At 68.9% G+C, this 19645-nt stretch carries 15 protein-coding genes; 9 read left to right on the top strand and 6 right to left on the bottom strand.

Annotated features, from left to right (window positions below):
* Nucleotides 1-285 precede the first annotated feature (285 nt).
* Entirely contained in the window at nucleotides 286-3180 is a 2895-nt protein-coding gene (locus HEP74_RS18670; RefSeq protein WP_185814131.1) for a M16 family metallopeptidase, read from the bottom strand.
* A gap of 336 nt (nucleotides 3181-3516) precedes the next feature.
* Nucleotides 3517-4974 (bottom strand): glycoside hydrolase family 5 protein, encoded by a 1458-nt coding sequence (locus HEP74_RS18665; RefSeq protein ID WP_185814130.1) that lies wholly within the window; start codon nucleotides 4972-4974, stop codon nucleotides 3517-3519.
* A 292-nt stretch (nucleotides 4975-5266) separates the two neighbouring features.
* On the opposite strand from HEP74_RS18665, the gene HEP74_RS18660 reads away from it, so the two are divergent.
* The 3 genes from HEP74_RS18660 to HEP74_RS18650 all read left to right on the top strand — a co-directional run bounded on the left by HEP74_RS18660 (nucleotide 5267) and on the right by HEP74_RS18650 (nucleotide 8260).
* Nucleotides 5267-6925: a M28 family metallopeptidase gene (locus HEP74_RS18660; protein WP_185814129.1), complete on the top strand. Its 1659-nt coding sequence runs from the start codon at nucleotides 5267-5269 to the stop codon at nucleotides 6923-6925.
* Nucleotides 6926-6939: 14 nt separating this feature from the next.
* Nucleotides 6940-7524 (top strand): hypothetical protein, encoded by a 585-nt coding sequence (locus HEP74_RS18655; RefSeq protein WP_255427789.1) that lies wholly within the window; start codon nucleotides 6940-6942, stop codon nucleotides 7522-7524.
* A gap of 184 nt (nucleotides 7525-7708) precedes the next feature.
* On the top strand, nucleotides 7709-8260 hold the full coding sequence (locus HEP74_RS18650; RefSeq protein WP_255427788.1) for a hypothetical protein: 552 nt from the start codon (nucleotides 7709-7711) through the stop codon (nucleotides 8258-8260).
* Nucleotides 8261-8279: 19 nt separating this feature from the next.
* Here the strand turns inward: HEP74_RS18650 and HEP74_RS18645 are convergent, their stop codons facing one another.
* Nucleotides 8280-9872, bottom strand: a complete 1593-nt coding sequence (locus HEP74_RS18645; RefSeq protein WP_185814128.1) for an APC family permease — start codon at nucleotides 9870-9872, stop codon at nucleotides 8280-8282.
* A 285-nt stretch (nucleotides 9873-10157) separates the two neighbouring features.
* Between HEP74_RS18645 and HEP74_RS18640 the strand changes: the two genes are divergently transcribed.
* Genes HEP74_RS18640 through HEP74_RS18630 form a run of 3 tightly spaced genes read left to right on the top strand, consistent with a single transcriptional unit; the run spans nucleotide 10158 to nucleotide 11239 of the window.
* Nucleotides 10158-10580: a hypothetical protein gene (locus tag HEP74_RS18640; RefSeq protein ID WP_185814127.1), complete on the top strand. Its 423-nt coding sequence runs from the start codon at nucleotides 10158-10160 to the stop codon at nucleotides 10578-10580.
* A 10-nt stretch (nucleotides 10581-10590) separates the two neighbouring features.
* On the top strand, nucleotides 10591-11040 hold the full coding sequence (locus HEP74_RS18635; RefSeq protein ID WP_179568916.1) for a type II 3-dehydroquinate dehydratase: 450 nt from the start codon (nucleotides 10591-10593) through the stop codon (nucleotides 11038-11040).
* Nucleotides 11021-11239, top strand: a complete 219-nt coding sequence (locus tag HEP74_RS18630) for a hypothetical protein (protein WP_185814126.1) — start codon at nucleotides 11021-11023, stop codon at nucleotides 11237-11239. Before HEP74_RS18635 ends, HEP74_RS18630 begins: the two co-directional genes overlap by 20 nt.
* A 15-nt stretch (nucleotides 11240-11254) precedes the next feature.
* Here HEP74_RS18630 and HEP74_RS18625 read toward each other — a convergent pair whose 3' ends face one another.
* Entirely contained in the window at nucleotides 11255-12469 is a 1215-nt protein-coding gene (locus HEP74_RS18625; RefSeq protein WP_185814125.1) for an FAD-dependent oxidoreductase, read from the bottom strand.
* Between the two features lie 232 nt (nucleotides 12470-12701).
* On the opposite strand from HEP74_RS18625, the gene HEP74_RS18620 reads away from it, so the two are divergent.
* Genes HEP74_RS18620 through HEP74_RS18610 form a run of 3 tightly spaced genes read left to right on the top strand, consistent with a single transcriptional unit; the run spans nucleotide 12702 to nucleotide 15198 of the window.
* Nucleotides 12702-13985, top strand: a complete 1284-nt coding sequence (locus HEP74_RS18620; protein WP_185816701.1) for a sensor histidine kinase — start codon at nucleotides 12702-12704, stop codon at nucleotides 13983-13985.
* Nucleotides 13978-14745 (top strand): LytR/AlgR family response regulator transcription factor, encoded by a 768-nt coding sequence (locus HEP74_RS18615; RefSeq protein WP_185814124.1) that lies wholly within the window; start codon nucleotides 13978-13980, stop codon nucleotides 14743-14745. The genes HEP74_RS18620 and HEP74_RS18615 overlap by 8 nt, the downstream gene beginning before the upstream one ends.
* A gap of 42 nt (nucleotides 14746-14787) precedes the next feature.
* Nucleotides 14788-15198, top strand: coding sequence for a hypothetical protein (locus HEP74_RS18610; protein WP_185814123.1), 411 nt, complete (start codon nucleotides 14788-14790; stop codon nucleotides 15196-15198).
* 719 nt (nucleotides 15199-15917) lie between these two features.
* Here the strand turns inward: HEP74_RS18610 and HEP74_RS18605 are convergent.
* Nucleotides 15918-17021, bottom strand: coding sequence for an IS5 family transposase (locus tag HEP74_RS18605; RefSeq protein ID WP_255427787.1), 1104 nt, complete (start codon nucleotides 17019-17021; stop codon nucleotides 15918-15920).
* Nucleotides 17022-17237: 216 nt separating this feature from the next.
* On the bottom strand, nucleotides 17238-19331 hold the full coding sequence (locus HEP74_RS18600; protein WP_185814122.1) for a TonB-dependent siderophore receptor: 2094 nt from the start codon (nucleotides 19329-19331) through the stop codon (nucleotides 17238-17240).
* Nucleotides 19332-19645 lie beyond the last annotated feature (314 nt).

Genomic DNA, 19645 nt, shown 5'->3' with positions numbered 1-19645 from the left:
TGCTCGATCAGCCGGCTTTCCCGGAAACCACAAGGACCGGCTCGCTGCCGTCGTCCCGACCTTGCACTGCTTGCATGTCGAGCAACCGATGCTTACAGCGCGCAACGATGGCGGCTGCAGGCAACGCGCTTATGCGCGCGCCTCTAACGCGAGACTGGGGATCGGGCAGCGTGTGTACCACTGCGCGCGCGTCGCGAGGCAAAGACGTTCCGGCATCGCGGGCGATCCGCCCGCACGCCGCCTTGCAACGCATGGCCGGGATCTCCCGACCATGCGCGTGTCGCCTTACTGCTTGGCGGCGGCCTTGGCCTTCGCCTTGACCGGCTGGCCGTCGCTGTCCAGCACCTGCACCTCGCCCAGCTTCAGCGCGCGTACCGGCGCCTCGATCTGCTTGAGGTCGCCGACGATGACCCAGGTCATCGCCTGCGGCGCGACGATTTCCTTGATCGCCGCTTCCGCCGCGGTCTGGTCGATGCCTTCCAGGCGCGTCTTCAGGGTCTGCACGTAGTCGTCCGGACGTCCGTACTGGACGATGCTCTCGACCGCGCCCAGCACCGCGCCGGTGGTCTCGAAGCTGCCCGGCAGGGCGCGGATGCGCTGGTTCTTGATCTTGGCGATCTCGTCGGCGGTCAGCGGCTTGTCGCCGACCACGGCCTTGGCTTCCTTCAGGATCTCGGCGGCCGACTCGGCGGTCTTGTCGGTCTGCACCGGGGCGAAGAACAGGAACGGGCGCTGGCCCTGCGCATCCAGCATGAAGCTGTTGGCGCCGTAGGCCCAGCGCTTGTCCTCGCGCAGGTTCATGTTCAACCGCGAGGTGAAGGTGCCGCCGAAGGCGCCGTTGGCCACGCCGATGGCGAGGTTGTTCGGTGCCTTGGTCGACGGCGCCAGCAGGCCGGCCAGGATCAGCGACTGCGGCGCGTCGGCGCGGTTGATCAGGAACACGCGCGGCTTGGGCTGCGCGGCGACCTGCGACAGGGTCTTGCTCGGGCGCGTGGCCGCCGGCGGCTGCCAGTCGCCGAACGCCGCGTCCAGCTGCGGGATGATCTGCGCCAGGGTGGTGTCGCCGGCAACCAGGATGCGCAGGTTGTCCGGGCGCAGCCAGCCGTTCTGGAACGCGGTCAGGTCGCTGGTGCTCAGGCTCTTGATCGCCTTCTCGGTGCCGCTGCCGGTGAGCGGCACGCCGTAGGGATGCTGCGGGCCGTACAGCAGCGGCGGCAGGGTGCGCAGCGCCAGGCCCTGCGGCTGGGTCTTCTCCTGCGCGATGGAGGCCAGCCACTGGCCGCGGACGCGCTCGATGTCCTCGGCCTTGAACGCCGGGTTGCGCACGATGTCGGCGAACAGCGCCAGCGACGGCTGCAACTGGTCGTTGAGCGCGTCGAGCGAGGCGGCGCAGCTGTCCAGCTCGCACGCCACGCTGGTGATCGCGCCCAGGCGCTGGCGGCGCTGCGCCACTTCCACCGAATCCAGGCTGCGGGTGCTCTCGTTCATCAGCGCCGCGGTGAAGTTGGCGGTGCCGAGCTTGCCGCCCTGGTCGGCCGCGTAGCCGGCGTCGAACAGCAGTTCGACCTGGGTCACCGGGATGGTGTGGCGCTCGGCCAGCACCACCTCGATGCCGTTCTTGAGCTTGCCGCGCTGCAGCTGCGGGAAGCTCAGGCTCGGGAACTGGGTGGTCTCCGGGATGCCGGCGGCGCGATCGACCTGGTTCTTGCCGACGCTGTAGCTGGCCTTGGCCGGCAGCGTGGGCGCGGGCTTGCCGTCGGCCGCGGGCAGCGGCTTGACCGCCTTGTCCTCGGCCACCGGGTCGAAGCCGTCGCCGGCCGGCAGCACGGTCAGCAGGTAGTCGCCCTTGCCGAACCAGGTGTCGGCGGCCTTGCGCACGCTGGCCGCGGTGGCCGCCTGCGCGCGCTCCAGGTCGTGCTTGTAGGCGCCCGGATCCTTGCGATAGACCTGGCCCTCGGCCAGGATCGCGGCCTTGCCGGTGAAGCCGCCGACTTTCTCCAGGCCGCGCACGAAGCCGGCGCGGTAGTTGACCTGGGCGCGCTGCAGTTCGTCGGCGCTCGGGCCTTCGGCCAGGAATTTCTTCAGTTCGTCGGCGATGGCGGCCTCGACCTTGGCCGGGTCCACGCCGTCCTTCACGTCGGCAGTGATCTGCAGCTGGCTGGCCAGCGCGAACGGCTGGATGCTGGCCGAGACGTCGTCCACCAGGTTGTCGCGGTACACCAGGCGCTGGTACAGGCGGCTGGTCTTGCCGCCGCCGAGCACGGTGGTGGCCAGGTCCAGCTGCACGGCGTCGTCGCTGCCCAGCTGCGGCGCCACCCAGGTGCGGTAGATGCGCGGCTGCGCGACATGGTCGTGCTGCACGCCGCGGGTCTGCCTGGCCAGCGGGGTGATCCACGGCTGCTGGCGCGGCACCGGCTTGCCGGCGGGGATGTCGCCGAAGTACTGCTCGGCCTTGGCCTTGGCCTGGGCCACGGTGATGTCGCCGGCCAGCACCAGGGTGGTGTTGGCGGCGCCGTAGTTGTCGTGGAACCACTGCTTGACGTCGTCCAGCGAGGCCGCGTCGAGGTCGGCCATCGAGCCGATGGTGTCGTGCTGGTACGGATGGTTGGCCGGGAAGATGTTGGCCAGGATGTTCTCGTCCACGCGCCCGTACGGACGGTTCTCGCCCTGGCGCTTTTCGTTCTGCACCACGCCGCGCTGGGTATCCAGTTCCTTCTGCCCGATCGCGCCGAGCAGGTGGCCCATGCGGTCCGATTCCATCCACAGCGCCATGTCCAGCGCGGTGGTCGGCACGGTCTCGAAGTAGTTGGTGCGGTCGAACCAGGTGGTGCCGTTCATGTCGGTGGCGCCGACCTTTTCGAACGGCTGGAAATAGGTGCCCTTGTTGTTCTCCGAGCCGGAGAACATCAGGTGCTCGAACAGATGGGCGAAGCCGGTCTTGCCGGCCGGCTCGTCGCCGGAGCCGATGTGGTACCAGATGCTCACCGCCACCACCGGCGCCTTGTGGTCTTCGTGCACCACCACGGTCAGGCCGTTGGGCAGGGTGAAGCGGGTGTAGGCGATCTCCGGCACGGTGGCCTTGGCCGCCAGCGCCGGCGGCGCGGCGCTGGCCGGTGCGATGGCGGCGCCGACGCCAAGGGTGAGGATGCTGGAAATCAACAACGACAGGGGTCGAAGCATGGGCCGGGCCTGATCAGGAGAATCGGCCAGCATAGTGGCCACGTGCCGGACCCGGAACGTGACTTATGGCACGGAGGCGATGTCTGGCCGCGCGGCTTTGCCGATCGGCGGACGCTGGGAGCGATTTCAGTGGCGATCGGCGCCGACGAGAAACCCCGTTGTGCCAGATGCTTCGAGACGGCACGGGTCCGCTCCGCTCCCGCAGCGATCGCCATCCGGATCGCCACGCGCGTCGACACAGAGCGATGGCCTGAAACGCGAACGGCAGCGTCGCGCGACGCTGCCGTTGCCGCCGTCGCCACGCGGTGGGCGCGGCGACGATTTCATTGCACGCGATCAGCGCGCGGCGCAGAAGCCGAATTCGGCCATGGCGCCGGGGGCCAGGGTCTTGTTCCAGTCCACGCCGGATGCCTTGAGCGTGCTGCCGGATTGCGACCAGCTGGCATTCCACAGGTTGTTGACGGTGCCGCTGATCGAAAGCGTGACCGCCCAGTTGCCGCTGGCGCTGCCGGTGTTGGTTACCTGCACGCGGTGGCAATAGCCGGCGTTCCAGTCGCTGTCCACCACGGTCTTGGTGCTGAAGCTGGCGCTGCCGGGAGTCGGCGTGGGGGTCGGCGTCGGTGTGGGTGTTGGAGTGGGCGTCGGCGTCGGAGTAGGCGTCGGCGTGGAGCCGCTGGAATCGCCCCACAGTTTCTTCAGCAGGGTGACCTTGTCGGTGCGCACCGATTTCCAGTCGTCGTTGAGGATGCCGCCGGTGTCGCCGCTGTTGGGATTCCACGACCAGTAGAAGCCGCTGTGGATGCCCTTGCCGACCAGGTAATCGACCAGCGCGTTCTGCCACTTCACGTCCAGCGCATTGCCCTGGCCGTACTTGCCGCCGAACTCGCCGAGCATCAGCGCGTGGCCGGACTGCACGAACTTGCCGAAGTGCTGCTCCCAGATCGCCGGCATGTTGGCCGGGAAATTGGAGGCGCTGAAGTAGGGCTGCATGAACACGTCCGGGCCGTACACGTGCGGCGCCAGCAACAAGCGGTTGGCAGGAATGTTCAGCGCGGTGCACGCCAGCGGCTCCAGGTTGCCGCCCCAGAAGTGGCCGCCGCTGCTGGAGCAGTTCGCGTTCTCGCCGATGCCTTCGACCACGATCAGCCATTTCGGCGCCACCTTCAGCACCGCGGCCGAGGCGCGTTCGGCGGCCTTGTTCCAGTCGGTGGCGGCGTTGCCGCTGCCCCAGGTGGCCGCGCCGTGCGGCTCGTTCTTCAGGTCCAGGCCGATCACGCCAGGCACGCTGGCGTAGCGCTTGGCGACGAAGGTCAGGTCGTTGAGCCACTGCTGCTCGCTGTAGGAGGAGGTGTACCACAGCTCGGAAATCGCGTTGCAGTCCGGCGTGTGGTGATCGAGCAGCACGTACATGCCGCGGCTGCTGAGTTCGTTGATCACCTTGTCCATCACCTGCAGCGCGCTCAGGCCCTGCAGATCCGGATTGAGGCCGTAGTCGATGCTGCTCGGCGCGGTGCCGTTCAAGGTCTGCGGGCAGAACGGCAGGCGCACGGCGTTGAAGCCCAGGCCCTGCATCTGCGTGATCATGTCCTTCCAGTTGCGCGCCCACAGGCCGTGCACGCTGTGCACGTTGGTCTCGAAGCCGAACCAGTTGACGCCGCGCAGCTGCACCGCGTTGCCGCTGTCGTCCACCACCTTGCCGCCATTGATGGCATAGCTCCAGGCCGAACCGCTGGCCGCCAACAGCGCCGCGGCCAGCAGGCAGCGGGTGATGCGGGATTTTTTCGACGTCGACATCTCTCTATCTCCGAAAACGGCCGGCCCAAGACGGGCGGCCAAAGGTGGGGGCGCAGGCGGGGCGCATGGCGACCATCATCGGCAGCCGATGTGGCGGGCGTCGTGATTGCCGGCACAGAAGGGCGGCTTGTCCACGGACGCTGCGATGCGCTTGGCGAGCGCGGCGATTAGAGCACGCGCAGATGGCAATATGAGCAGTGCGTCACGTCTTTCTGGTCGGTGCAGGCCCCGCTTGGCCGCCCGTCGCGGGCGTCGCTACACTCGGGCGGGTACATCCATCCAAGGGGCAAGAGTGAAGCGACCGATCATGGGCATGCTGGCGCTGGCGATTTCCGGCGCACTGATGGCGGCGCCGCCGTCCGCACCGAGTTTCGACACCAAGCGCATTTCCGCCGACGTCAAGACGCTGTCCTCCGACGCGTACGAAGGCCGCGCGCCGGCCACGCCGGGCGAGGACAAGACCGTGGCCTACCTCAGCGCGCAGTTCCAGGCCGCGGGCCTGCAGCCGGGCGGCGACCTGCGCGACGGCAAGCGCCTGTGGACGCAGGCGGTGCCGCTGCGCCGCGCCGACATCGTCGGCACCCCGCAGGTGGCGGTCGAGGCCGGCGGCAAGCGCCAGGCGCTGACCCAGGGCCAGCAGATCGCCGTGCGCGCCGCGCTCGACGGCAGCACCCAGGTCGCCATCGACGCCGCGCCGCTGGTGTTCGTCGGCTACGGGGTCAAGGCGCCGGAGCGCGACTGGGACGACTTCAAGGGCGTGGATCTGAAGGGCAAGATCGCGGTGGTGCTGATCAACGATCCGGACTTCGAGACCGGCAAGGGCGCGTTCGACGGCAAGGGCATGACCTACTACGGCCGCTGGACCTACAAGTACGAAGAGGGCGCGCGGCAGGGCGCGGCCGGCGTGCTGATCGTGCACGAGACCGCCCCGGCCTCCTACGGCTGGGCCACGGTGGCCAGCTCCAACACCAACAGCATGTTCGACGTGGTCCGCGACGATCCCAAGGCCGCCCATCCCACGCTCGAAGGCTGGATCCAGCGCGACCTGGCGGTGGACCTGTTCAAGCGCGCCGGGCTGGATTTCGAGGCGTTGAAGAAGCAGGCGCAATCGCGCGACTTCAAGCCGGTGGAACTGAAGGGCGAGCGCCTGCATGCCGACTATGCGGTGAAGTCGGAGGTCATCACCTCGCACAACGTGGTCGCGCGGCTGCCCGGCAGCACCCATCCGGACGACAGCGTGATCTACACCGCGCACTGGGACCACATCGGCGTGGGCGCGCCCGACGCCAACGGCGACCGCATCTTCAACGGCGCGCTGGACAACGCCAGCGGCACCGCCGCGCTGCTGGAACTGGGCCGCGTGTTCGCCAAGGGTCCGGCGCCGCAGCGCTCGCTGGTGTTCCTGGCGGTCACCGCCGAGGAGAAGGGCCTGCTCGGCTCGGAGTACTACGCGTCCAAGCCGCTGTACCCGCTGGCGCGCACGGTGGCGGTGATCAACATGGACGGCATGAGCCCGTTCGGCCCGTCGCGCGATTTCGGCATCTACGGCACCGCCAAGCTGGACCTGCTCGAGGATCTGAAGACGGTCGCCAAGCGCTGGGACCTGCGCTATACGCCGGACCCGAAGCCGGAAGCCGGCTACTTCTTCCGCTCCGACCACTTCTCCTTCGCCAAGCGCGGCGTGCCGGCGCTGTCGTTCGCGGCCGGGCAGGACTGGGTGGACGGCGGGATCAAGGCCGGCAAGGCGGCCTCCGACGACTACACCGCCAAGCGCTACCACCAGCCCGGCGACGAATGGCTGCCGAGCTGGACCTTCGCCGGCGCCGCGCGCGACCTGCAGGTGCTGTACACGCTGGGCAGCGAGCTGGCCAACTCGCCGCAATGGCCGAACTGGAGCAGCGACTCTGAGTTCCGTGCCACCCGCGACGCCAGCACGGCGCAGCGGCAATAGGCCGGGGCTGAGCCATGACGACCGAGCCGCCGGACGCCGTGCCGGTGGCGCGGCTGCAGGACGACGCAGCATCGTCGTGGCCGACGGCGGTCGAGGCCGCCGTCGCCGATCCCGGCGCGGCAGACGTGATCGATCCGCTGCATCCTGGCCTGGTGCGCACCGGCGTGGTGCTGGCGTTCCTGATCGCCGGCCCGCCGCTGGGCACGGCCGTGGTCGGCTTTCCGGTGGCCATCGTGTGGTCGGGAGAAGGCCCCTCCGTCAGTAGCCTGTTGCTGGCCCTGCTGATGGCGCTGTTTTCCTATGTGTTCGGCGCGTTGCCGGCCCTGCTGACCGGCCTGCTGGCCGCATGGTTTTGGCCACGCCTGCGCGGCTGGCGCGCGCATCTGCGGCTGGGCCTGGCCGCCGCGCTGCTGTCGGCGATCTGCGTCGGCGCGGCGATCGCGCTGCTGCGCCGCCCGCCGCCGCCCGCCAACGAGGTCGCCATCGCCCTGGCCCTGTGCGCGCTGGCGGGGTTCGTCGGCGCCACGCTGGTTTCGCGTTTGCTGCAGGCGCTGCGTGGCGGGACACCGGTGCCTGCACGCATGCCCGAATCGACATAGCCGCATCGCTGCCGTCCGCGCCTTTACAGGCATCGTATTCGTCTGGACTGATCGCCGGGATCGTCGCCCGCCGCTGCGCCGCCTGCCGATAGTGATGATCGGCATTCCCGGTCGCGCGGTCGCCGCGTAGCGCGCGCACCCCTACCGCAACGACGAACCAAATGACCCTAAACGGCACTGATCCATGACGACCGACGATCCATCCGATACCGATACCGTCTCTGCCGCGCCGACGGCACCGGCGCAGGCGCCCGGCACCGATATGCCGCAAGGCGACGATCGGGCCGCCACCGCCGATGCCATCGATCCATTGCATCCGGGCCTGGTGCGCACCGGCGTGGTGTTGGCGTTCCTGATCGCCGGTCCGCCGCTGGGCACGTTCTTGGTGGCGGCGCCGTTGCTGCTGATCGGATCGGTGGGGGGCAGCCTGCCGTTCGGCAATGCGCTGCTGGCCGCGCTGGCGATCGCGCTGGTGTCCTACCTGTTCGGCGCGTTGCCGGCCTTGCTGACCGGCGCGATCGCCGCGTGGTACTGGCCACGATTGCGCGGCTGGCGCGCGCATGCGCGGATCGGCCTGGTGGGATTTCTGTCGTCCCTGATCTGCCTCGGCATCGCGTTCGCGGTGCTGAGCACGCAGCGCGATGCCATCGAGACCTTCAGCATGGCGTTGCTGTGCAGCCTGCCGGGATTCGTCGGCGCCACGCTGGTCTCGCGCCTGCTGCAGGCGCTGCGTTGACCCCGCGCCGGCGCCGGCCTCAGCCGGCGCTGGCTTGCTGCAGCGACGGCGTGCGCCAGCCGGCGCGCACGCCCCAGAAGTAGAAGCACAGTGCGACCACGCCGACCACGATCAGGTCCGGGCCGTAGGACAGGTAGCCATGCCCGCCGAAGGTGGTGCTGCCGGCCCACGACAGCAGCGCGATGGTCGGCAGGTACGCGATCAGCCAGCTGGCGCCGCGCAGGTGCTTGCCGAAATCCTTCCAGCCCTGGCGGTGCTGGTAATACGCGTACACCGGCAGCGCCACCAGCATCAGCAGGATGATTTCGCCGGTCAGCGGCCAGCGCGCCCAGTACAGCAGCTCGGTGGCCAGCACGAAGGCGGTGGCGGCCAGTACCGGCAGGCCGAAGATGCGCAGCGGACGGTGCATGTCCGGGGCGTGGCGGCGCAGCGCCATCGCGCTGATCGGGCCGGTCAGGTAGGAGATGATCGTGGCCACCGAGATCACCGCCGCCAACGTGCCCCAGCCGCGGAAGAAGAACAGGAACAGGTAGGACACCGCCAGATTGAAGAACATTGCCGGGCGCGGCACGCCCCAGTGCGGATGCAGCTTGCCCAGCACCTTCGGCAAGGTGCCGTTCTTCTCCATGCCGTAGATCATCCGCGCGGTGGTCGCGGTGTAGGTGATGCCGGTGCCGCTGGGGCTGACGAAGGCGTCCACGTACAGCAGCATCGCCAGCCAGTGCAGGTTGACGATGATCGCCAGCTGCGCGAACGGCGAGCGGAAGTCGATGCCGTGCCAACCGGCCTTGGCCAGCAGCTCCGGCGGCACCGAACCGATGTAGGCCACCTGCAGGATCAGGTAGATCACCGTGGCCAGCGCGATCGAGCCGAGCACCGCGAACGGGATGCTGCGCCCGGGATCGCGCGCTTCGCCGGCCAGGTTCACCGGGCTCTGGAAGCCGTTGAAGCTGAACACGATGCCGGCGGTGGCCACCGCGGTCAGCACCGCGGCGAAATCGATCGTATGCGTGCCGCCATGCAGGCCGACGCTGAAGTTCTCGCTGTGGAAACCGCTGGCGATCAGCGCCACGCCGGTCAGCGCCGGCACCACCAGCTTGAACACGGTGATCAGGCTGTTGGAGCGCGCGAACAGCTTCACGCTCCAGAAGTTCAGCAGGAAATACACCAGCACCAGCGCCGCGGCGATGTACAGGCCCGGCACCGACAGCTCGCCGGCGCCGCCGGGCTGCTGCACGTACAGATCCTGCGCCCACTGCCACGGCCACGAGGCCATGTACTGCACCGAGGCCTCGGCCTCGACCGGGATCACCGACACGATCGCGATCCAGTTGGCCCAGCCGGCGATGAAGCCGACCAGCGAGCCGTGCGAGTAGTGGCTGTAGCGGACCATGCCGCCGGACTCGGGGAACATCGCGCCCAGTTCGGCATAGGCCAGGGCGATGGTGGTGACGATCGCCGCGCCCAGCAGCCAGGCCCAGACCGCGCCGGGACCGGCCAGCCCGGCCGCGCGCCAGGCGCCGAACAGCCAGCCGGAGCCGATGATCGAACCCAGGCCGGTCAGCATCAGGGCGAACGGGCCGACATCGCGGCGCAAGGCGGTTTGGGTCATGGAAGGTTCCTGGCGGCGTCGGCAGCGGGAAACCGGGGATGATCGCAGATGCGCGGCGGCGCCGCACTTCCGGGATTCGGGATTGGGGATTGCGGGATTCGTAAAGGCGATGGTCGCGAGGCGGGGCGCTACCGGCTTGGATTTTCCCAATCCCGAATCCCGAATCCCGAATTCCCAATCCCGGCAGTTCTTACGCAAGCTTTACGCCCCAGCTGCCTACCGCAATGGCGCGCTTACGCGGCACAGGCCTAGAGTCTGCAGCGTCCTTTCCGTTGGATGTGTTCCATGTCGATTCTGGTGATCCAAGGCCCGCACCGCGATGCGCCGGCCATTGCCGTGGCTCGTTGCCTGGCCGGCGCGTCCGGTGCCCGCGTGGTGCCGGTGGCCTGCGCCGATGCGGCGCAGATCGTGGCGCGGCTGCAGCAGGGCGCGCACGACGAGACCGAACTGGTGCTGCTTGACTCCGGCGAGCTGCCGGCCGCGGACCTGGCCGATCACGGCGCGCAGCTGCGCGATGCGCTCGATACGCTCGGCCATCCCTACATCGAAGTGCACGACGCCAGCGCGCAGGCGCTGGAGCCGCTGCTGCATCCGCGCCACATGCCGCTGCTGACGGTGATCGCCAATGGTGCGCTCGCCGACAGCTACGCGATCGCGCTGGGCGTGGCCGCGCGCCATCTCGGCGCGCGCGCGGCGCTGGCCAACTGAGGGCGCCGCCATGTCGATCCTGTTGTTGCGCGGCCCGGACTGCGTGGCCGGCCATCGCGGCCGCCCGGCGCGCATCGCGCCGCGGGTGATGCGGCAATTGCTCGAGCATGCCGGCCGTGCCGGCAAGACCCTGGCGGTGCGCGGCTGCGCCAGCGAGAGCGAACTGCTGCAGGCGCTGGCCCAGGCCGACGCGGCGGCGGTGGAAATGCTGCTGCTGGATCCGGGCGCGTGCTCGGACAGCGCCGCCACCGCCGCGGCGGTCGCGCACCTCGGCCGGCCGTACGTGGAAGTGCACGACGATGCCTGCGACCAGCGCGAACCCTGCCTGTGCGCGGCCTCGCGGCAGCGCGTGGGGCAGGTCGGCGGCTATTGCGCGCAGAGCTACGCGCTGGCCCTGTCGATCGCGCTGGAACACCTGGGCTGCAATGGCTACGAAGGCGATGTCCACGTCGGCACCTGAGTCCGCGCGCCACTACCTGGCCGACTACGACGCCTACAGCTTCGGTCAGCGCGTGGCCTGGGGCACTCTGGCGCACAGCTGGGACGACGATGCGCCGCTGGACCCGGAATGCCTGCTGCAACGACTGCGCGCGCAGGCGGCGCAGCGGCACGGCGTGGACAGCGACGACATCCGCATCCGCAGCGTCAGTCGGCTGTAGCGCGGGGCATCGCGGTTACGCGAACAGCGTAGCAAGCCGCGCCACCGCCGCCTCGGAGGCGGCGCGATCCGGAGTGGCATCTGGGTTGCCGAAATCGCCGTCGGCCTGCGCCTGCACCAGGATGCCGTCGCGGCGCGGCACCACGTTGAGGTTGTGGCCGCGATAGACCAGCCCGTAGTTCACTTCCGGCTGCGGCACCAGCCGCGCGGTCTGTCCGCGCACCGGCACCAGGCTGTCGTCGCCGAGCAGGGCGCGCGCGCCATAACCGGTGGCGTTGACCAGGGTCTTCTCGCGCAGGTCGGTGAACTGGCGCGGGCTTGCGAACTCGCGCGTTTCGATCTCGCCGCCGGCGGCGAGGAAATCGTCCAGCAGCAGCCGCGCATAGGCACTGATGTTGAACACCAGTTGCGTGTAGCGGCGCACATGCGCCACCCGGAACGGATGCTGGCCTGCCGCCAGCGGCTGCGAGTGCGGGCCGAGGTCGGCCAGATACTGCGCCTCCAGCGGCGGGTAGTCGGGTTCGCCGTTGCCGCCATGGCCGCTGGGCTGGTCGAACGGCACATCCGACAGCACATAGCCGTCGCGCCACTCGATCGGGTCGCCGGGCAGGCCGAGCAGGTTCTGGTACATGTCGAACGAGGTGCGCGCCATCCGTTCCCAGCGCTGCCCGAACTCGGGCGTGGCGTAAGCGCTGGTGCACACCCGCGAATCCGGCGACCACACCCCGGTGGCGAAGGAGGATCGCACTTCCGGCGGCCGCTCCCTGGCGTAGATGCGCACGCGCAGCCCGGCGCGCTGCGCGACCAGTGCGGTGGTCAGGCCAATCGCGCCGCAGCCGATCACCGCCAGCTGGGTCTGGCCGGTGGCGCGCGCCAGCTGCGTGGCGATCGCCGCCGATCCCCACGACAGCGACCAGCCGCTGCCGCCATGGCCGTAGTTGTGGATCACGGTCTTGCGGCCGATGCGCTCGGCCTCGATGCGCGGCCCCTGCGCGCGGAACGGGCGCGTGCACGCGTGCAGCGCGACGATGCGGTCGGCGCTGGCGCGGATCGGCGCCAGCGGCGCCGGCACCGCGAAGGCAGCGCTGGGAGCGGGCGTTGCGGGGAGGATCGGCCGGGTCGGCGCCGGCTGCGGCGGCGCGGCGTCGCGCCGCGGCTGCGCGAGCAAGGGACCGGCGCCGAAGGTGGCGGCGGCCAGTGCGCCGCTGCGCAGGAAATGTCGTCGGTGCATGCCGGGCTCCTGATCGTGACGACCGAAGTCTAAGCGAGCGTGTAGGTCCACGTCGCTTCCGCAGGTCCGCGATAGGCGCACGCGCAGACGCAACGCCGAAGCGTCGCCGGTGCCGCGGTTTGGCGCCGCCGATCCGAGGTTCCGTCCGCACTTGCAGGGTTTTGTCGCAAGGGGACTGGCGGCCTGCGCTGCCGCGGCTATGCTCGCGGCCATGTCATCGATCCCCGCCGCCATGTTTTCCAGCGTGTCCCTGATCCTCCGCCTGCTGTGCGCCTGGGTGGCGGCGGTGATCGTCGCCGGCTTCGTCTGGAGCGGCCTGTTCTACGGCATGGAAAACCGGCCCGGCTGGTTCTTCGGCCTGCTGGCGATGCTGCTGATACTGTCGGCGCTGGTCGCCGGCATCACCCATCTGCGCCGGGTCTGGCTGATTGCCGGGCGGCTGGACAACGCCACCCTGTCCAGCCGCCAGCGCCGCCAGATCGAGATCCCGCTGGACACCGGCGAGGCGTTCGCGCTGGTCGCTGCGGCGGTGCGCGAACTGCCGCGGGTGGAAGAGATCGAGAGCGCCGCCGACAGCCTGCAGGTGCGCGCCAAGGTGCGCCGCATCGACCCGTACAACGGCCGCACGCCGTCGCGCTGGAACCTGGCCGCGCGCTTCGCGGTGAAGCGCAACCAGGTGCTGGCGACGCTGGCACCTGGCGCCGGCACCAGCAGTCTGACCTTGCTGCTGGAACCCGACGCCAGCGCCTGGATCGACCTGTTCGCGGTCGACGAGGGCAGCAACTACGAGAACGCCGAGGCGCTGAGCCGCGCGGTGGCGCGCCGCGTCGCCGAACTGCGCCGCGACGAGCAGGCCGCCGCCAAGCAGGCGGCCACCGATCAGGAGCTGACCGTGGCGCGGCTGAATCTGCTGCACGCGCAGGTCGAGCCGCACTTCCTGTACAACACGCTGGCCAGCGCGCAGGTGCTGGCGCGCACCGATCCGCCGCGCGCCGACCTGATGCTCGGTTATCTGATCCAGTACCTGCGCCGCTCGCTGCCCAGCGCCGAGGACGCACTGAGTTCGCTCGGCGAGGAGCTGGAACGCACCCAGGCCTACCTGGAGATCCTCAAGATCCGCATGGGCGCGCGGCTGCAGCTGGAACTGCAGGTGCCGGAGGCGATGAAGAGCCTGCCGCTGCCGTCGATGATGCTGCAGACCCTGGTCGAGAACGCGATCAAGCATGGCCTGGAACCCAAGCCCGGCGGCGGCACGGTCTGGATCCTGGCCCGCGCGTTCGACGACCACGTGACCATCACCGTCGCCGACGACGGCCTGGGCTTCAACAGCCAGTCCAGCGGCACCGGCATCGGCCTGAAGAACCTGCGCGAGCGCTTGCGCCTGACCTATGCCGGCGCGGCCACGTTCGCCATCGTGTCCAACTTCCCCAGCGGCGTGGCCGCGACCATCACCTTGCCGTCTCCGCCGCCGTCGTCGTCACCCTCGCCGCCGCCGACAGGAGCCGGTCATGGTTGACGCCGTCATCGCCGAAGACGAGGAACTGCTGCGCACCGCATTGGTCGGGCTGCTCGGCGAGGTCTGGCCGCAGCTGCGCATCGTCGCCGAATGCGAGGATGGCGCCAGCGCGCTGGAACGTCTGGCCGAGCACCAGCCGGACGTGGCCTTCCTGGACATCCGCATGCCCGGCCTGAGCGGCATCGAGGTGGCGCGCGCGCTGGGCGAATTGAGCCCGCGCACGCAGGTGGTGTTCGTCACCGCCTACGACCAGTACGCGATCGATGCGTTCGAGCAGGGTGCGGTGGACTACCTGCTCAAGCCGATCGTGCGCGAGCGCCTGCAGGCGACCGTGCAGCGGCTGCAGGCGCGCGCCGCGCAGGGGCCGGACGTGGCGGTGCTGGATGCGCTGCTGCAACGCCTGGGACAGCGCCCGCCATCGCCCACCGCGCCGCCGCCGCTGGCCTGGATCACCGCCAACAGCGGCCGCGAGACGCGGCTGATCCTGCTCGACGACGTGATCTATTTCCAGGCCGACAACAAGTACACCACGGTGCTGACCCGCGACGGCGAAGCGCTGCTGCGCACGCCGTTGCGCGAACTGCTGGACGTGCTGGATCCGGCCGCGTTCCGGCAGATCCACCGTTCCACCATCGTCAATCTGAAAGCGGTGGCCTCGGTGGTCCGCGACGACACCGGCAAGGGCCGGATGAAGCTGCGCCACCGCGATGAAGTGCTGACCGTCAGCCTGCCGTACATGAGTCTGTTCCGCGGCATGTAAGCGCCGCCTCCCGCATCTGTGCACTGGAACAAGGAATTCGCCATGCGTCTGCTCTCCGCGCTGTGGTCGTGCCTGCTCGGCATCGTCGGATGCCAGGGCCACGCCACCTTCGACCTGTCCACCGATGCCCACCGCGAGACGGTGGTGCATAGCAGCGAGCGCGGGTCCGCGGTGATCTTCAGCCGTACCAGCTACCGCGGCGGACTGGCCACGTTCCGCTGCGTGGACAGCCGCAGCGGGCGCTGCCATTACCAGGTCTACGCCGCCTGCGCGGCGCCGGCCGCTGCTGCCGGCAATGGCAATACAGCGGCGGCTGCGTGCGCGCCGCGCATGCTGCAGGAGTTCGACCTGCAGGTCGGCCAGCGCCGCGAGATCGGCGGCCTGCCGCGCGACTTCGGCCAATGCGTCGCGCCCGAGACATCGGCCGCATCGCAGCCGTGCGCGCAGGGTTGAGGGGCGATTGGCGTCGAGGGATTGGGACCTAACTACCGATACCGTCGCCGATCAGAGTCCGCTCATCAGTCCCGACTGTTTCCGAGGCCCGGGTAGCAGGATGGCTCCGCTCGTCGCGGCTGAAGCCGCTCCTACAGGGAGCAAGCGGCCGACGCATTGGGTGCACTGTAGGAGCGGCTTCAGCCGCGACAGGTCGCCAAAGCCGCTGCGATACCCAGCCCTTTTTCTCGGTCCATTTGTCGCGATCGCTTCTGAAGCCCGGCAATCGGACTGCTCCGCTCGTCGCGACTGAAGTCACTCCCACAAGGGCCTCGCGGCGAACCGGCTGGGTGCACTGTGGAAGGGACTTCAGTCCCGACTGCATCCGAGGTCGGATAGCTGGATGGCTTCGTTCGTCGCGGCTGAAGCCGCTCCTACAGGAAGCTTGCTGCCGACTCACCGGGTGCACTGTAGGAGCGGCTTCAGCCGCGACAGGTTGCCGAAGTCGCTGCGATACCCGGCCCTTTTCGCGGTCGATTTGTCGCGATCGCTTCTGAAGCCCCGGCAACCGGACAGCTCCGCTCGTCGCGACTGAAGGGCACCTCGAACAACCATAGTTTCATCACTATGAGCCGCGAGTACGCAGCAGCAGCGTGTCTTGAGGACGACTTCAGTGCATTGCCGGCTTGCTGAATGGCATTGATGTGCCAGGTAAGGCGGCCGTCGGCCGCCTTACCTGATCACGCCGGCACGATGCCGCGATGCTGCAGCCGCGCCAGCCGCATCAGGTTGTGACTGGCGACCTTCAACCCGATCACCACCCTAGCCCGTGCCAACCCGATGGTGCGCAGGTATTTACCGCCCTGCTGCGCCAGCCGCGCGAACGGGTGTTCGCCGAACACCCGGTCCTTGGCAAGCCGCCGGTTGCGGCGCTGTTCGGCCGCGCTTAGCGGCTTGCGCGCCTGGCCCTGGTGCTGAATGGCGGCTCGATAGCCGCGTTGCGTCAGATCGGCCTCCCGCGATGCGTCGGCATAGCCACTGTCGGCCCACACCGTGCGTCCGTGATTGCTGGGGTCCAGCACGTCCTCGAAGTGTCGGCTGTCATGCACGTTGGCTGCGCTCACCGCATGTCGGCGGATGAAGCCCCAACGCCGATCGGTGCTGGCGTGCAGCTTGTAGCCGTAATGCGCCTTGCCGTGCTTGCGCGTCCAACGCGCTTGCACATCCTTCTGCGCGCGCTTGGCGTCGCTCCAGTCTTGGCCTACCTCGCCACCCTGCTTGATCTGTGCGTTCTCCTCGCGCGTGTTGCGTTGGATCGGGGCGCTGACGATGCTCGCATCGATGATCTGACCGCCACGCGCAATGAATCCCGCCCGCTGCAATTGCACGCCGACCGCTGCGCTGATGTCGCCCATCACATCCTGCGCCTTGAGCCGCTCGCGCCACACCCAGATCGTCTTGGCGTCAGGCACCTTGCCGCTGTGTTCCAGTCCAAGGAACTGCTGGAAACTGCGCCGATCCAGCACCTGGTACTCCAGCGCATCGTCAGAGAGGTTGTACAGCTGCTGCAACAACAACAGTTTGATCATGAGCTCTGTCGGCCAGGCCGGACGGCCCCCGCGCGTGCCGGTGCCCAAGGACAGCTTCGCATCGACGGCTTGGGCAATCGTTGCGAAATCGATATGGCGAGACAACACCGCCAGCGGGTCGCCTATCTGCTGGCGCTTGGCTTCGCGTTCGTGTCCGGCAAACAGGCTGATCATCGCGGGGCCTCGGCTCTCTCTTCTGACCATATGATGCCAAAGAAGGAGGTTTTTAGAGGTGCCCTGAAGTCGCTCCCACAAGAGGCTCGCGGCGAACCGGCTGGGTGCACTGTGGGAGGGACTTCAGTCCCGACTGTTTCCGAAGGCTGGTAGCTGGATGGCTTCGTTTGTCGCGGCTGAAGCCGCTCCTACACGGAGCTCGCTACCGACTCACCGGTGCACTGTAGGAGCGGCTTCAGCCGCGACACGCTGCCGGGCCGCTGAACTTCCTGCCAAGAGCAACACGCGCTCGGTAGCTCAGTAATCCACGCCCACCGAGAACAGCAACGTGCGCGGGTCGCCCAGCGCCACTGCGCGCTGCAGGCCGCCGGCGAAGTAGTCGCGGTCGAACGCGTTCTTCAGGTTCAAGGCGTAGCGCCAATGGCCTTGGCGGTAGGCGAGGCCGGCGTCGAACACCGCATAGCCGGGAATGCGATGGCCATAGGCGATCTTCTCGCCTTCGGCGCGTGCGCCGCCGCTGAACGTCCAGCCGTCGTCCACGCCGTGCGGCGCGTACTGCAGCCACAGCGAGCCGCTGTGCTTGGGCACGTTGTACAGACGGTCGCCGACGGTGGTGACGCTCTGTTCGCCATCGTCGGTGACCACCGCGTCGGTGTAGGCGTAGCCGGCGAACAGGCTGACGCCGCTGCCCAGGTCGGCGGCGGCATTGAGTTCCACGCCGCGGCTGCGCTGCTCGCCGACCGCGATGCTGTAGCCGTCGTTGAACGGATCGCTCTGCAGCACGTTGCGCCGGCGCAGGTCGTACAGAGCCATGCTCAGGCTGGTGCCCGCGTCCAGTTCCATCTTCAGCCCCAGCTCCACCTGGCGGCCGCGCTCGGGATCGAACTGCGCACCCTGCGCGTCGGTGCCGACGTTGGGATAGAACGAGGTGGCGACGCTGGCATAGGGATGCAGCCCGCCGCCGGCATCGAACATCAGCGCGGCCGAGCCGGTGGTGGCGCTGGCATCGTTGCGCGTGTTGGTGTCGGTGAGGTGGTCCTCGCTGAGGTTGCGGCTGCGGTCGTGGCGCATGCCCAGCAGCAGCTGCCAGTCGGGTGTGAACTGGATGCGGTCGCGCAGGTACAGGCCGCCGGAGGTGACCACGCTGAGGTTGTCGCGGCTGGGCGTGGCCGGGCAGGTGACCGCGCCGCCATAGACCGGCGCGTACACGTTCAGGGTGCCGACCCGGCAGGTGGACTGCACGTTCCATTCCCAGGTCTTGAACGCGTCCACGCCGGCGGTCAGCGTGTGCTGCCAGGCGCCGGTGGCGAAGCCGCGCTGCAGGTAGGTGTCCTGTACCCAGGTGCGTCCGTCGAAGTGTTGGTCGGTGGCGGTACGGCGCAGCGTGCGCAGGTCGGCGGCCAGGCCGTTGTTGGCGATGACGAAGCCGTCCAGGCCGAATGCCTGCCAGCGCGCCGCGTGGTGCAGGGTCCAGCCGTTGTCGAAGCGATGCTCCAGCACGTAGCCGACGCGGCTCTGGTGGCTGTGGTACGGCGGCTGGGTGGGTTCGCCGGTGAACAGCGAGCGATCGATCCTGCCGTTCGGATTGGCCTCCGCGCTGCCTTCCCAGGGCAGGCCCTGCTGGCGGATGTAGTCGCGTTCCTGGTAGCTGGTGAGGAGCACGAAGTCGGTGCGTTCGCCCAGGTCCAGCGACAGCGACGGGGCGATCCAGCGGCTGCGGAAATACACGTGGTCGGTGGGATCGTCGGAATTCATCGCCAGGCCATTGAGCCGCAGCGCGACCTTGCCGTTGGCCGACAGCGGCTGGTTGAGGTCGAAGCTGCCCTCGCGCAGGCCGTCGCTGCCGACGCCCAGTTCGGCGCGGCGCAGCGGCGCCGGTTCGGGCCGCTTGCTGACCAGGTTGACCAGCCCGCCCGGCAGCACCTGGCCGTACAGCAGCGAGGCCGGGCCCTTCAGCACTTCCACCTGCTGCATGCCGAACAGCTGCTCGGCGACGCGGTTGTTGGAGGCGGTGCGCAGGCCATCGACGAACAGCGAGTCGGACGCGGTCTGGCCGCGGATGATCAGGTCGTCCCAGCCGCGCCGGCCATAGGTGTTGGCGACCACGCCGGAGACGTTGTGCAAGGCATCGGCCAGGGTCTGCGCCTGCTGGCTGTCCAGCAGCGCGCGCGGCACCACGGTGATCGAGAACGGCGTCTGCGCCAGCGGCGTATCCGACTTGTCGGACTGCGCGGGCTTGGTGCTGCGGAAGCCGCTGTCGGCCGCCTCGGCGCGGACCTGCACTGCCGGCAGTGCGGTGGCTTGCGCGGTATCGGCGGTATCGGCCGCGCGCGCAGCAGGGGAAGCCGCCATGCCGAGCAGGCAGGCGAGCGGGAGGGGGTGCAGTTTCATCGAGACCGTGGGGTGGGGAAGGGGCTAATCGAGAATGATTATATTTCGCGATGTGGCGATTGCGAAGACCCGGTCGGCGGTGGCGGGCGCTCACCGGGCACAGTCCAGCTGCGGCAGGGCACGCAGGCGATCGGGCAAGCCAGGGCGTTTGCCGCAGTGGCGGCCCTCGATAAGTCCGGGTCGGCACTTGCGACAGCGGCACGCATCCAGGGCGCCGCTGTCGATAGGCAACGCCGAACTGTCGCTAGGAAAGCGACTGCGCTCCAGCGCGGATGACGCCAGCGCTGAGGCACTGCAACGTCGATGTCGGCGCT

It is taken from the genome of Xanthomonas sp. SS (genome assembly GCF_014236835.1).
Taxonomy (GTDB): domain Bacteria; phylum Pseudomonadota; class Gammaproteobacteria; order Xanthomonadales; family Xanthomonadaceae; genus Xanthomonas_A.
Note: the sequence above shows the minus strand (reverse complement) of the source record. Positions and strands in the feature narration are given on the sequence as shown.

What these genes read in the sequence shown, in the direction of transcription:
- HEP74_RS18670 (WP_185814131.1), bottom strand. Translation starts at nt 3,180, where the DNA reads ATGCTTCGACCCCTGTCGTTGTTGATTTCCAGCATCCTCACCCTTGGC.
- HEP74_RS18665 (WP_185814130.1), bottom strand. Translation starts at nt 4,974, where the DNA reads ATGTCGACGTCGAAAAAATCCCGCATCACCCGCTGCCTGCTGGCCGCG.
- HEP74_RS18655 (WP_255427789.1), top strand. Translation starts at nt 6,940, where the DNA reads ATGACGACCGAGCCGCCGGACGCCGTGCCGGTGGCGCGGCTGCAGGAC.
- HEP74_RS18650 (WP_255427788.1), top strand. Translation starts at nt 7,709, where the DNA reads ATGACGACCGACGATCCATCCGATACCGATACCGTCTCTGCCGCGCCG.
- HEP74_RS18645 (WP_185814128.1), bottom strand. Translation starts at nt 9,872, where the DNA reads ATGACCCAAACCGCCTTGCGCCGCGATGTCGGCCCGTTCGCCCTGATG.
- HEP74_RS18640 (WP_185814127.1), top strand. Translation starts at nt 10,158, where the DNA reads ATGTCGATTCTGGTGATCCAAGGCCCGCACCGCGATGCGCCGGCCATT.
- HEP74_RS18635 (WP_179568916.1), top strand. Translation starts at nt 10,591, where the DNA reads ATGTCGATCCTGTTGTTGCGCGGCCCGGACTGCGTGGCCGGCCATCGC.
- HEP74_RS18630 (WP_185814126.1), top strand. Translation starts at nt 11,021, where the DNA reads ATGTCCACGTCGGCACCTGAGTCCGCGCGCCACTACCTGGCCGACTAC.
- HEP74_RS18625 (WP_185814125.1), bottom strand. Translation starts at nt 12,469, where the DNA reads ATGCACCGACGACATTTCCTGCGCAGCGGCGCACTGGCCGCCGCCACC.
- HEP74_RS18620 (WP_185816701.1), top strand. Translation starts at nt 12,702, where the DNA reads ATGTTTTCCAGCGTGTCCCTGATCCTCCGCCTGCTGTGCGCCTGGGTG.
- HEP74_RS18615 (WP_185814124.1), top strand. Translation starts at nt 13,978, where the DNA reads ATGGTTGACGCCGTCATCGCCGAAGACGAGGAACTGCTGCGCACCGCA.
- HEP74_RS18610 (WP_185814123.1), top strand. Translation starts at nt 14,788, where the DNA reads ATGCGTCTGCTCTCCGCGCTGTGGTCGTGCCTGCTCGGCATCGTCGGA.
- HEP74_RS18600 (WP_185814122.1), bottom strand. Translation starts at nt 19,331, where the DNA reads ATGAAACTGCACCCCCTCCCGCTCGCCTGCCTGCTCGGCATGGCGGCT.